Origin of the sequence: Paludibacterium purpuratum (assembly GCF_004363805.1) — a bacterium.
In the GTDB taxonomy this organism is placed as follows: domain Bacteria; phylum Pseudomonadota; class Gammaproteobacteria; order Burkholderiales; family Chromobacteriaceae; genus Paludibacterium; species Paludibacterium purpuratum.
Map to the genome: position 1 here is coordinate 34748 of NZ_SNZP01000014.1, position 12651 is coordinate 47398.

Sequence of the window (12651 nt, forward strand, 5' to 3'; positions counted from 1 at the left end):
TTTCATTTATGATAGGCATTTCATGCAAAGCGCCCGATAGCGATTCCCCCTATGCCGCACAATCCGACCGATGTCGCCGCCATCCTGATTTTCCTGTTCACCTATCTGGTGGTGGCCATCGGCCGCTTGCCCAAGCTACAGCTCGACCGGGCCGGCGCGGCCGTGCTGGGGGCCAGCCTGATGGTCGCCTTCGGTGTCATGTCGTTGGCCGAAGCCTGGCGCGCCATCGACTTCGAGACCCTGTTGCTGCTGCTGGGCATGATGATCCTGGTGGCCAATCTGCGCTTATCGGGCTTTTTCGCCCTGGTGAACCGTTGGGCGGTGGAGCGGGCCCGGCATCCGTTGGCGCTATTGATCGCCGTGACCCTGGTTTCCGGCGTCCTGTCGGCCTTCCTGGTCAACGATATGGTCTGCTTGGTGTTGACGCCGCTGGTGTTGGACATGGTCTTGCTGCTCGGCCGCAATCCGGTGCCGTACCTTTTGGCGGTGGCGATGGGATCGAACATCGGCAGCGTGGCCACATTGACCGGCAACCCGCAGAACATCATCGTCGGCAGCCTATCGCATATTCCCTATCCGCTGTTCTTCGCCCGACTGGCGCCGGTGGCGCTGATGGGATTGGCGCTATGCGTGTTGGTGATCGGCCTGGCCTTTCGCCGCGAGTTCGCCAGCGGGGGCTTTGCGCCCGTCGAGGCGCAGCCGGTGCGATTTCATGGCGTGCTGGTGGTCAAATCGCTGCTGGCGACGCTGGTGTTGGTGGTCAGCCTGTTCGCCGGCGCACCGGCCGCCGGTGTCGCCATGTTGATCGGTTCGTTGCTGCTACTGACGCGGCGGGTGAAAGCGCACAAGGTGTATCGGGAGGTCGATGGTCCGCTGCTGATGTTGTTCGGCGGCTTGTTCGTGGTGGTCGCCGGGCTGGAAAAAACCGTAATGAGCCCGGCGTTGCTGGCCCAGGCCGGGCATTGGCCGCTGGGGCACGTGCCGCTGCTCTCCATCGTCACCGCCGTGCTGTCTAACATCGTCAGCAATGTGCCGGCCGTGCTGGTGCTCAAGCCCTTCATCGAGCCGCTTGCCAATGCGCAGCAGGCTTGGTTGACGGTCGCCATGGCGTCGACGCTGGCCGGCAACTTCACCCTGGTCGGTTCGGTGGCCAACCTGATCGTCGCGCACCGGGCGCGGGCGCGCGGTGTGGACATCGGCTTCTGGCGCTATTTCCTGGTCGGTGCGCCGCTGACGGTGCTGACCATTCTGTGTGGCGCCTGGTGGCTGAGTTAAGCGTTGCCTTGGCCGCGCCCCTCGGTCATGTCGTCCGCCAAGCGCCAAAACGCGCTTAATTCCTCCCCTTCGCGCTGCTGCACCTCGCGGCAAAGTCTGCCGATGTCATCGTGATGGCGCTTGAGCGTGGCGACCACGGCCGGCTCCAGTTGCTTGGCGGCCACCAGATCCTCCAGGTGCGCGAACACCTGGATTTCGGGTAGTCCCTGTCGGTAGGGACGATCCTCGATCAGCGCGGTGTAGATATCCGCTACCGCCATGATGCGCGCACCCAGGCTGAGCTTGTCCGCGGACTTGTGGAACGGATAGCCGCTGCCGTCGAGACGTTCATGATGGTGCGATGCCCATTCGGCAATATCGCTCAGTCCGTTGATTTTGCTGAGGATGTCGTGCGTGATGTAGCTGTGCGAGCGCATGCGCGCCATCTCTTCCCGCGCCAGTGGGCCCCCGCGGTTGATGTACTCGTTGGGGATGGCCAACTTGCCGGTATCGTGCAAATAACCGGCGATACGCATCTTGGCCGCCTCGGCCGCGCTCATGCCCATGTGGCGGGCGATGGTTTCGGCGCAGATCGCCACACCGGCGGAGTGCGTGGCGGTGAAATGGCTACGCGAGTCGATGATCAACGCAAAGAAGCGCGCAAACAACATCAGCTTCGGCAGATCCAGTTCGATGTCCTCGAACGGCGCCAGCGCCTTGAGAATTTGATCGAGATTGACGGAAAACAGATCCAACCAGAAGCGCTCGGCGCGCGACACCGCCAGGAAAGCCGCCACATGATCGGGGTGGAATACCGCGCCGGCTTTTTCGGCGATGCACAGCCGGATCTCCTCCATGTCCGCCAGGATATTGTCCCGCCCCTGCGCCAATACTTCGATGCGGTCGGCCAAGTGGATCAGATGGCTCAACATCGGCACCGGGCGTTGTTCGAACCGCTGTCCGGCCCCGTCTTCCCACGGGACATGATGGTATGCCACCAGCGATGCATATGGTCGGAAGGCTTCGAATTGTCCCAGCAGGTGGGCGCCCATCTGCGCGTGCCGGTGCGGTTCGATCTCCTCGAACGCCAAGAGACGCAACCTGTCGTGCAGCGCCAGCGCGCCGATATCGTGAAAGATCGAGGCGATGAACAGACTGCGGTAATCGTCCATCGACAGCTGCATGGCCAGACCGATCTGGGCGGCGATCAGGCAAGTGCGTTTTTGGTGCGAGCCCAGCCGCGGGTCGAGCAGATCGAGCGTTGTGGACAAGGCCGCGACCATGTCGAACAGGCGAACGTTGAGCACGGCGTGGGAATGGGCATCGGTATGGACGACGGCCATCGCATCCTCTCGGGCGCAAGACGTAAAAGATGACATAGCCATATTATAGTTATCTGCCAACACTTTGCTTGCCGCGCATGCTTTTCGATGGCTGATTGTAAATTTAGCATGATCTCTCTTTTAACGAGAGGTGATGAGTAAAATGGCAATCTCTTCGATAAATAAGTTACCCCCAGGCATCCAATACGTGCGGACGTTGTCCGGCTTCAATGAATACCGGCTGGACAACGGTCTGCAAATCCTGCTTGGCGTCGATGCCACCACACCGGCGCCGGTCCAGATCGATCTGGTGTACCAGGTCGGTTCCAAGCACGAAAACTATGGCGAAACCGGCATGGCGCATGTGTTGGAGCACATGGTGTTCAAGCAAGCGGATTGCGACACCTGCAGTGCTTTGCAGAAACTCAAGCAACGCGCGCTGAGCTATAACGCGGAAACATATTTCGATTACACCCTGTACAACGCCGTTTTCGTCAGCGACGGCACGCTGGCGGACAATCTGGCCTGGTTTATGGGCTGGCTGGCCGGCATGATGAACCAACAAAGCTTTTTGGCGCAGCATCGGCTCGATCTCGAGAAAGTCGTCGTGCGCAACGAGTACGAGATCAACGAAGACGAAGACGACAAAGCATTGCGCGACGAGTGCCTGGCCGCCATGTTCAAATGGCACAACTACGGCAACGCCATCATCGGCGCGCCCAGCGACGTGGCGCACAGCGACGCCGAGCTGCTCGCCGCTTTCTACCGGCGGCATTACCGGCCGGATAACGCCAGCCTGATCGTCAGTGGCCAGATCGACCCCAGCGTGTTGCTAGAGGGGATCGTCGCTCATTTTTCGCCGATCCAATGCCCCGCTCGACCATTGCCGGCGCCGGTCACCGTCGAGCCGCAGCAGCAAGGCGAGCGAGAAGTGACCCTGCGTCGCGTCGGTGAGGCGCCCGTCTTGCTGCTGGGCTATCGCGGTCCGGCGTTCGCGCATCCGGATACGGCGGCGCTTTGGTTGCTCGCCAAGATTTTCCAGGCCCGCCTGACCATGCGCCGGGACGCGCTGCAGTCGATCGTCGTCATGGACTCGAACGCCATCGGCATTTTGCCGGCGGCCGATTTCAATATCCTGGAGTGTAAGCTGACGCTACATTCCCATGCCGAGCTACCGAAGGCCCGCGCCGCGATGCTCGCGCTGTTCGAGGCTGGAGAACGTCTGAGCCAGGCGGAGCTGGATGCCGTGCGCCAAGGGCTGTCGCGAAGCGATCATGCCGCGGAAGAAGGCCATGAGGACATTATTCTCGGTGTGCAGTGCGGAGACTGGCGTTTAGCCGTTTGGCATGGGCGGCGCCTTCTCGCGCTCTCGCTGGCCGAGGTACAGACCGCGGCCGATATCTTGCTGCAGCCGGCCAATCGGACGCTCGGCATGCTTGTGCCGGTCGACCAAGCACCGGTTGCGTGGCAGCCGGCGCCGGCGATCGACCTCGATGCCTTGTTGGCGGCTCCTCAGGGCTTGGCGCAAGGCGTCGCGCCGGCCGCGGGTATCGTGTTTGACGAGCTCGAGGCGGGTGCACTACGCCACACGCTTGATAACGGCGCGCAAGTTGCCTGGTTTGCCCGTCCGGGGTACGGCAGTGCCAAGGCGTTTTGTCGGTTTACTTTGAGCGATGCCCAATCGGGTCAGCAATATTTGCTGCCGTATTTGCTACGACAACTCGTGCGGCTCAGTGCCCCGGAGTTCGAAGGGGGTGTGGTCGCCGACGTGGCCTTCATGCAGCTCGATATCGCGATGGAAGCGTGGACACCCGGGGTGCTCGAGCATGATATCGCCGTGCTATGTCGTGCGTTGGGACGTAGTGTCAAGTTATCGGCCGACGAATGCCAGCATCTGCTCACCGGCCTGGATAACGACCTGGATCGTTACGGACATCTGACTTCCGCCGCGCCTTACCCGGCTGGTCATTCGCTCTATCACCCCAGTGCCGGCGACTGGCAGACCGCCATCCGGGCGGCGGATCCTTATAGGTTGCAACAGATGTTGCAAGGCACGCTGAGTGCTTGCCGCACGACACTGGGCGTCGTAGGCGACATCGACCAGGGCTTGTTGCGACAATCGCTCCAGGACGGCTTTGGCGATTGGCCTGCCGCGCAGCCCTTCCGGCCGCTGATCCTGGATGTGCCGCAGCCCACAGCCCAGCGCGAAGAGGTGTGCACCCCCGGAAAAAAGAATGCGCGTATGGCCACTTTCCTTGCCGTTCCGCCATTCAGTCATGCGGACTACCCCGCGCTCAAAATGGCCAGCCGCTTGTTGGGCTTGCGCCTGTTTGTGCGCATCCGGGAGCAAATGGGGCTCAGTTATTCGATGGCCTCCGACTTCTACTTGCCTGCGTACGGGGCGCCTTTTTCAATTTGGTCTTTCCAGGTGACTTTCGCCCCGCAGAATCGCACGCGTGTCGAACAAGGTTTTGACGAAGAGTTGGCGTGCGCACGCCGCGACGGCTTCGACGAGCAGGAACTGGGGGATGTCAAACGCTATTTCGCTAACCGGAGGTGGTATCAGGCCTGGAGAAATCGGTATGTTCCCATGGATGGCGACAGCGATCCTGCCGGCATACTGGCGATCGGCGCCCAGATCGATGACGATCTGCGGCATTACGACAGGCTAGCCGCGCTGACGCTCGACGAGGTCAACGCGGCGCTACGGCGTTATCTGAATCCGGCGAGCAAGCATCGCCGTCTCACCGGCGATTTCGCCTAATCGGCCGCGCGGCAAACCGCTGTCGGTTTGCCGCGTGCCGGTTTACCCTACAACATCATCCCGCCCGATACTTCGATGCGCTGGCCGTTGATCCAGCGGCAGTCCTCGGTCAGCAACGCGGCCACCGCGCCGCCGATATCGTCCGGCAGCCCTGCGCGTCCAAGCGCGGTTTGACTGGCGACAAAGGCGTTGAGCTGTGGATTGTCGCGCACCATGCCGCCGCCGAAGTCGGTCTCGATCGCGCCAGGCGCCACCACGTTGACGGCGATACCGCGCGGGCCGAGTTCCTTGGCCAGATAACGGGTCAGCACTTCCACCGCCCCCTTCATCGCCGCATAGGCGGCGTAGCCCGGCAGGGCGAAACGCGCCAAACCGGAAGACAGGTTGACGATGCGACCGCCATTCTCGATCAGCGGCAGCAACGCCTGGGTCAGGAAGAACACGCCCTTGAAATGAATGTTGACCAGTTGGTCGAACTGCGCCTCGGTGGTGTCGGCGAAAGCGGCGTGGATGCCGATGCCGGCATTGTTGACCAGGAAGTCCAAAGTATCGCGCTGCCAGTGCGCCTTGAGTGTGGTTTGTACCGCGCGGGCGAAGTCGGCGAAACCGACGCTGTCGGCGACATCCAGCGGCAGCGCCACCGCGCGCCGGCCTTGGGCGGAAATTTCGCGTACCACCGACTGCGCCTCTTCCTGCTGGCTGCGATAAGTCAGGATGACGTCGATACCGTGCGCCGCCAGGTGCAGTGCCATACTTTTGCCCAGGCCGCGGCTGCCGCCAGTCACTAATGCGATCTTGTTGCTCATGAGATTCTCCTTCGGAGGGGGCTTCGCTGCAAAATACGAACGATCTCGTCCGCGTCTGACAGGCAGTTTAGGTCGCGCGACTTGTCGGATAAAGCTGGATAATCTGGATAGACTTTCCATGAATTGCGCACAATAGTATGACGGAGATGCGTGCTATGCCGCATAGACCGCTCCGACAACAGATAAGCGCATTGTCATAGCGGCGAGCCGGTTGCATGATTCTCATATGGCGCGATAGAGGGGAATAGCATGGACCAGCAGACAAGACAGGCGTATCTGGCGCGCATCGGCATTCGCCAGGCGGTCGAGATCTCGCCCGAGGGGCTGGCACAACTCCATTTGCAACATCTGCGTACCGTGCCATTCGAGAATTTAAGCCTTTTTCTCGATCAGCCCGTGCAGCTTAACGAGGCCGCGCTGGTGGACAAGTTGGTGCGCCAGCGGCGCGGTGGTTTCTGCTATGAGGTCAACCACGCTTTTGCAAGGTTGTTGGCCAGCCTGGGTTTTGACGTCAGCCTGTTGGCTGCGCAGGTATTCGACGGCACGGTTTACGGACCGCCGTTCGACCATCTGCTGCTGCGGGTGCGTTTCGACGGCGGCGACTATCTGGCCGATGTCGGATTCGGCGATTCGTTTCTACTGCCCTTGCCGCTCTTGCCGGGGGCATGCAGCCATCAGCCGGGTGCCAGCTACCGGCTGGCAAGCACGCAAGGGCAGTTGTCGCTACTGCAGTGCAAGCAGGTGGATGACTGGCGACCGCTGTACCGGTTCTCGCCGGACGTGCATGACATCACGGACTTCGAGCCCATGAACCGCTTCCACCAGCATTCGCCGGCATCGCACTTCACGCGCCGTCCGATCTGCTCGCTGGCCCGCCCGGACGGTCGTATCAGCCTGAGCGGTGCGAGACTGATCATTACATTGGGAGCCGACCGGCTGGAGCAGCCGATCGGCGACGCCGTCACTTTACGCCAGTGCCTGAAGAAACATTTCGGCATCGATCTGTCCGGCGAGCAAGCGGCACTGCTGTTTGCGCGTGGCTGCGCAGCCGGAGATGCCGTTACGTCGGCAACGGGATCCACTCCTTCTCGCCGTCGATGACGCCCATGCGTTGGGCCTGCCAGTCCGCTTTCGCTTGTTCGATTCGTTCGCGCCGGCTGGAGATGAAGTTCCACCACATCGCGCGCGGGCCATCCAGCGGCGCGCCGCCGATCAGCACAACCCGGGCGCCGGCCGGTGCGTTGAGCTCGGCGGCGCCTTGCGCCAGGCAGGCCATGGTATGCCTCGAGACGCTGGCTCCACCGATCTCGACCTCGCCGTCGACCACATACACCGCGCGTTCGGCGACATGCTCCGGCAGCGGTAGGCGCTGTCCGGGGGCTAGCTGAAGATCCAGGTAGAGTGTCTCGCTGAAGGTCGCCACTGGCGAGCGCACACCGTAAGCCTCGCCGATCAACACGCGCACGATCGCGCCGTCTACGTCGAGCTGCGGCAGGTCCTCGGCCGGGGTGTGGACGAAGGCCGGCTCGCATTCCTCGGCGTCTTGCGGCAGCGCGCACCACAGTTGCAGGCCGTGCAGGTCGTAGCTTTGGTCCAGTAGATCCGCCGGCTTGCGTTCCGAGTGCACAATGCCGCGCCCGGCGGTCATCCAGTTGATGGCGCCCGGTTCGATACGCTGCACCGAACCCAGACTGTCGCGATGCATCATCGCGCCCGCGAACAGGTAAGTGACGGTGGCCAGTCCGATATGCGGATGCGGCCGCACATCGTGCGCGTTACCGGGCGTTTCTCTCACCGGGCCCATGTGGTCGAAAAACACGAACGGGCCCACCGAGCGGCGTGCCGCCGCCGGCAAGCTGCGCCGCACGATGAAGCCGCCGCCCAGATCTTTCTCGGTCGACGATAGCAATATCGTCTCGGTCATGAGTGTCCCCCGTCCAGGGTTTCGATGACCGTGGTGACTTGGGTCATCAGTTTATGGATAGGACAACGGTCGGCGATGGCCAGCAGCTTTTGCCGCGTCGCCTCATCCAGCGTTTCGTCGAGCGTAATCTCTGCCTGCAAACGATAGGTGCCCTGGCTTTCCTGGCTGTCGTCGCGCGTCACGTCAACGCGGATATCGCCGAGCTGGATGCCTTTGCGCTGTGCATACCACAGCATGGTGAGCGCTTTGCAGGCACCCAGCGCCGCATCGTATAGATCGTGCGGGTTGGGGCCGCTGTCGCTGCCGCCTTCTTGTTGGCTCATATCCACCACCAAGCGATGCTGTCCGATCTGCACCGTGTGGCGCATCGGCGCGGATAAATCGCGTTGGATCACAATGCTCATGCCGTTCCCCTCTCCCATGGTTAGGACAAATACATTTATTCATAAAGTCAGCCATATTGAAAGAAGATTCCCAGGGAGCGATGGCGATGACGGATGAGGCACAAGATGCACCGCAACGGCGCTGGCTTGCTTTGCTTCATGCCGTGGCTAGCCTGTTGCTGGCCTATGCGCTGTTAATGGTCGGCAATTCGTTGGCCAGTACCCAGACCTCGCTCAGCCTGTTGGCCGATGGCGTACCGGTGGCCATGGCCGGGGTGATCCAGTCGGCTTACTACGGCGGGTTCTTTCTCGGCGGCTTCGCCTTCAGCGGTATCGTGCGCCAGTACGGCCATCACCGCGCCTTCGCCGTGCTCGCCGCACTGGTCTGCCTGGTGGCGCTGGCGCAATCGTTGTTGCACGGTTCGCTGCTGTGGCTGCTCAGCCGCTTCACCAATGGTTTGGCGATCTGCGGCGTCTTCATGGTGGTGGAGAGCTGGCTGAATGCCTGTGTCAACAACGAGCAGCGCGGCCAATTGTTTTCGCTTTACATGATTCTCAGCTACTTGGGCGCCGGTGCCGGACAGTGGCTGTTGCGGCTACCGTTCGACCAGCCCGGTTGGCCGTTTATCATTGTTGCCATGCTGTTCACCCTGGCGATTATTCCGGTCACGCTGACGCGGCAGCAGCCTTTGCCGGTCGCGGATGCGCCGCCTGGCAACCTGTGGCGCCAGGCGCTGCGCACGTTGCGGCAACTCAATCGGCGCGCGCCGCTTGGCTGGGCCGGCGCGTTGGTCGCCGGCTGCTTCAATAGCGCCTACTACGCCATGATGCCGGTGATGTTGAGCCAGTTGCATTACGCCAATACGCATATCGGCGACTTCATGGGGCTGACGCTACTGGCGGCGCCGGTGCTGCAATGGCCGATGGGCAAATGGGCCGACCGCGGCAACCGTGCCGAGCTGCTGTCGCGTTCGGCACTGGCGGTGCTGGTGTTGTCGCTGATCCTGAGTCAAGTGCTGTTCACTTGGCTACTGCTGCCGTTGTCGATGTTGTTCGTTTGTATCGCCTTCACTTTCTACGGCACCTTGAGCGGCATCGTGAACGACGCCATGCCGCCGCATCGCCGCGTCGAGGCCAATGCCACCTTGCTGACCATGTACGCACTGGGCGGTACGCTTGGGCCGGTGCTCAGTTCGATGGTCATGGGTTGGCTCGGCCCCGCGGGCTACTTTGTCACCGCCGCGATTTTGGCCGGCGCCATGCTGGCTGCTGCACGTCTCTTCGGCGCGGCACGCCCGATTCCCCACCCGCTGGGGCTCCTCTGAGGTTTTGACCCGCCATCGGCTTGACCCGAATCAAGTTATTCAAAAAGAGGTATGTAGCATGCTCCTTTCGTGGCATCACGCCGCTAGACTGTCGCCCATTCCGATCCCAACTAATGGAGTGAGTCATGTTCTGTATTCAATGCGAGCAAACCATGCGTGCCCCGGGCGGCAAGGGCTGTAGTTTCACCCAGGGCATGTGCGGTAAAAGCGCAGAGACCTCGGACCAGCAGGACTTGCTGGTGGCCGTGTTGCAGGGCTTGTCGGCCTGGGCGCTCAAGGCACGCGAGTTGAACATCGTCGATGCGGCGGTCGATGCCTTCGTGCCGCGCACGCTGTTCGCCACGCTGACCAACGTCAACTTCGATACCCGCCGTATCGTCGAGTACACGCGCGAAGCCGCGTCGTTACGCGATGGCTTGGCCGCCCGCTGCCGTGAGATCGATCGCGCCGCGGATGTGGCGCTGCCGCAAGCCGGCATTCAGCCGGCCGACGACTTGGCCGGGCTCGCCGCACAGGCGGCCGATTGGGCGCTGGACCGCGATGTATTCGACGTCAGCGAAGAGGTGCACGGCTTGCGCCTGTTGGGGTTGTATGGCTTGAAGGGCGCGGCGGCTTATATGGAGCACGCCCGCGTGCTGGATCGTCAGGATGCCGGTTTGGCGCAAGGTTTCCACGAAAAGATGGTGGCACTGGCCGATCCCTCGGATGACATCGAAGCGCTGCTGGCGCTGTCGCTCGACATCGGCCAGCTCAATTTCCGCATCATGGCCATGCTGGACGACGGCGAGACGGCGATGTTCGGTCATCCGGCGCCGACCCAGGTCAACGTCAACCCGGTGGCCGGCAAGGCGATTCTGATTTCCGGCCACGACCTGAAGGATCTGCGCGCGCTTCTGGAGCAGACCGAGGGAACCGGCATCAACGTCTACACCAACGGTGAAATGCTGCCGGCGCACGGTTACCCGGAGCTCAAGCGCTTCAAGCACTTGGCCGGCAACTACGGTAGTGCCTGGCAGAACCAGCAACGCGAGTTCGCCGCTTTCCCCGGCCCGATCGTCATGACCTCCAATTGCATCATCGACCCGAACGTCGGCCGCTACAGCGATCGCATCTATACCCGCAGCATTGTCGGCTGGCCGGGCGTCAAGCACTTGGAAGGCGAAAGCTTTGCGCCGGTGATCGAGCAGGCGCTGGCGATGCCGGGCTTCGCCGAGACCGCCGAACCGCACCAGATCACGGTGGGTTTCGGTCGTCAGACGCTGTTGTCCGCAGCCGATACCGTGATCGACATGGTAGCCGCCAAGCAGCTGCGCCATGTGTTCCTGGTGGGCGGTTGCGACGGCAGCCGGCAGGAGCGCAGCTACTATGCCGACTTCGCGCGCCAGGTGCCGCAAGACTGTGTCGTGATGACGCTGGCCTGTGGCAAATACCGTTTCAACAAGCATGATTTCGGTACCATCAACGGCCTGCCGCGGCTGTTGGATGTCGGTCAGTGCAACGACGCCTACTCGGCGGTGATGCTGGCCGTGACCCTGGCCGAAAAACTCGGCTGCGGCGTCAACGATCTGCCGCTGACGCTGGTGTTGTCCTGGTTCGAGCAGAAGGCCATCGTGATCCTGCTGACCCTGCTTTCGCTTGGCGTGCGCAACATCTACACCGGCCCGACGGCGCCGGCGTTCCTTAACGACACGCTGATGGGCGTGCTGGCGGAACGCTTCGGTATGCGCGAAATCGGCACGGTGGAAGAAGATATGGCCGCCATGTTGCCGGCCTGACGTCATACGGCCCCGGCGTCCGCCGGGGCATTTCCGGAGAAAAGCTGTGCAGGACGTTCTATCCCTTTGCCCGCGGGAGGCCACCGTGCGTGCCGTGCGGCGCGAGACCCCCGATGTCTGGACGCTGGAACTCGAACCGGGCGGCCATTACGATTACCTGCCCGGGCAATATGCCCTGGTTGGCGTCGACCATGACCGCCAGGTGCGCGCATATACGTTGTCATCGACACCGGGGCTGAGTACGGGCTTGAGCTTGACGGTGCGCCGCATCGAGCAGGGCATCGGTTCCAACTGGCTCACGGGCCAAGTACAACCTGGCGATACGCTGCGGTTGTCGCCGGCACAAGGTCGCTTCACGCCTGGACACGCCCCCGGCGACGCCTATCTGTTTCTCGCCGCCGGTTGCGGCATCACGCCGGTGATGTCGATGACGCGCTGGCTGCTGTCGCATCGGCCCGAGGTTCATCTGACGGTGCTGTACCACGTCCGGCGCGAACAGGATGTGATCTTTGCCGACGAATGGCGTGCGCTGGTGCGCCAGTATCCGCGACAACTGACGCTGCACCGGTTGATTCGCGAGCACGGCCGCGAACATACCCAGTTGAGTGCGACACTGTTGGCTGGCCTGGTGCCGGATATCGCCGCCCGCACGGTGATGAGCTGTGGCCCCGAGTCCTATATGCAAAGCGCCAGTTTGCTGGCGAGTCAACTGGGCGTGCCATCGGAGCGCATCCATAGCGAAACCTTCCTGCCCAAGAACACGCCGGCCGTCGAGGCCGTGCCTGTCGACGCGCCACGCCACCGGATCGTGCTCGAACCGTGGGGCGATCGCGCCGAGGCGGTGCAAGGCGGCAATCTGTTGGCAGCGCTGGAGGCACAGGGCGTGCCGATGATCGCCGCCTGCCGCAGCGGCGACTGCGGCAGTTGCAAGCTCAAGGTGTTGTCGGGCGACTACCGGATGGGGGCGCAAACCGCGCTGTCGGCGCAGGAGTTGGCCGAGGGTTGGGTGCTGGCTTGCTGCTGTAGCGTGGAAGGCGACTTGGTGGTGTCGCAGGGGTAGGGCGTTTGTGTGTCGCTCGACCGCGCTGACGTGCCCTG

Annotated in this window: 10 protein-coding genes; 6 read left to right on the forward strand and 4 right to left on the reverse strand. The window is 62.4% G+C overall.

Translation table 11 applies throughout. The annotated features are described in order from the left end of the window. The first annotated feature begins 51 nt into the window (after positions 1-51). Positions 52-1275, forward strand: coding sequence for an ArsB/NhaD family transporter (locus DFP86_RS15755; protein ID WP_133682998.1), 1224 nt, complete (start codon positions 52-54; stop codon positions 1273-1275). On the opposite strand, the gene DFP86_RS15760 is transcribed toward DFP86_RS15755, so the two are convergent. Then, complete coding sequence (locus DFP86_RS15760; protein WP_166642303.1) at positions 1272-2597, reverse strand: HD-GYP domain-containing protein; 1326 nt, start codon at positions 2595-2597, stop codon at positions 1272-1274. The genes DFP86_RS15755 and DFP86_RS15760 overlap by 4 nt on opposite strands. Positions 2598-2730: 133 nt before the next feature. Between DFP86_RS15760 and DFP86_RS15765 the strand changes: the two genes are divergently transcribed. After that, positions 2731-5340, forward strand: a complete 2610-nt coding sequence (locus tag DFP86_RS15765; RefSeq protein WP_133683002.1) for a M16 family metallopeptidase — start codon at positions 2731-2733, stop codon at positions 5338-5340. A 47-nt stretch (positions 5341-5387) separates the two neighbouring features. Here DFP86_RS15765 and DFP86_RS15770 read toward each other — a convergent pair whose 3' ends face one another. Beyond that, complete coding sequence (locus DFP86_RS15770) at positions 5388-6146, reverse strand: SDR family NAD(P)-dependent oxidoreductase (protein WP_133683004.1); 759 nt, start codon at positions 6144-6146, stop codon at positions 5388-5390. Between the two features lie 249 nt (positions 6147-6395). Between DFP86_RS15770 and DFP86_RS15775 the strand changes: the two genes are divergently transcribed. Beyond that, on the forward strand, positions 6396-7247 hold the full coding sequence (locus DFP86_RS15775; RefSeq protein WP_133683006.1) for an arylamine N-acetyltransferase family protein: 852 nt from the start codon (positions 6396-6398) through the stop codon (positions 7245-7247). Here the strand turns inward: DFP86_RS15775 and DFP86_RS15780 are convergent. Together DFP86_RS15780 and DFP86_RS15785 are read right to left on the reverse strand one after the other, a co-directional pair. After that, the gene (locus tag DFP86_RS15780; protein WP_133683008.1) at positions 7207-8070 is read right to left on the reverse strand and encodes a pirin family protein; all 864 of its coding nucleotides are present in this window, start codon (positions 8068-8070) and stop codon (positions 7207-7209) included. The two genes, DFP86_RS15775 and DFP86_RS15780, sit on opposite strands and share 41 nt — an antisense overlap. After that, entirely contained in the window at positions 8067-8474 is a 408-nt protein-coding gene (locus tag DFP86_RS15785) for an OsmC family protein (protein WP_133683010.1), read from the reverse strand. The genes DFP86_RS15780 and DFP86_RS15785 overlap by 4 nt, the downstream gene beginning before the upstream one ends. An 86-nt stretch (positions 8475-8560) precedes the next feature. On the opposite strand from DFP86_RS15785, the gene DFP86_RS15790 reads away from it, so the two are divergent. The 3 genes from DFP86_RS15790 (at position 8561) to DFP86_RS15800 (ending at position 12613) form a co-directional block, all read left to right on the forward strand. After that, positions 8561-9778 carry an MFS transporter gene (locus DFP86_RS15790; RefSeq protein WP_166642305.1) on the forward strand — a complete coding sequence of 406 codons (1218 nt, stop codon included), beginning with the start codon at positions 8561-8563 and terminating at the stop codon, positions 9776-9778. Between the two features lie 125 nt (positions 9779-9903). Next, entirely contained in the window at positions 9904-11553 is a 1650-nt protein-coding gene (gene hcp, locus DFP86_RS15795) for a hydroxylamine reductase (RefSeq protein ID WP_133683015.1), read from the forward strand. Between the two features lie 46 nt (positions 11554-11599). Continuing rightward, on the forward strand, positions 11600-12613 hold the full coding sequence (locus tag DFP86_RS15800; RefSeq protein ID WP_133683017.1) for a 2Fe-2S iron-sulfur cluster-binding protein: 1014 nt from the start codon (positions 11600-11602) through the stop codon (positions 12611-12613). Positions 12614-12651 lie beyond the last annotated feature (38 nt).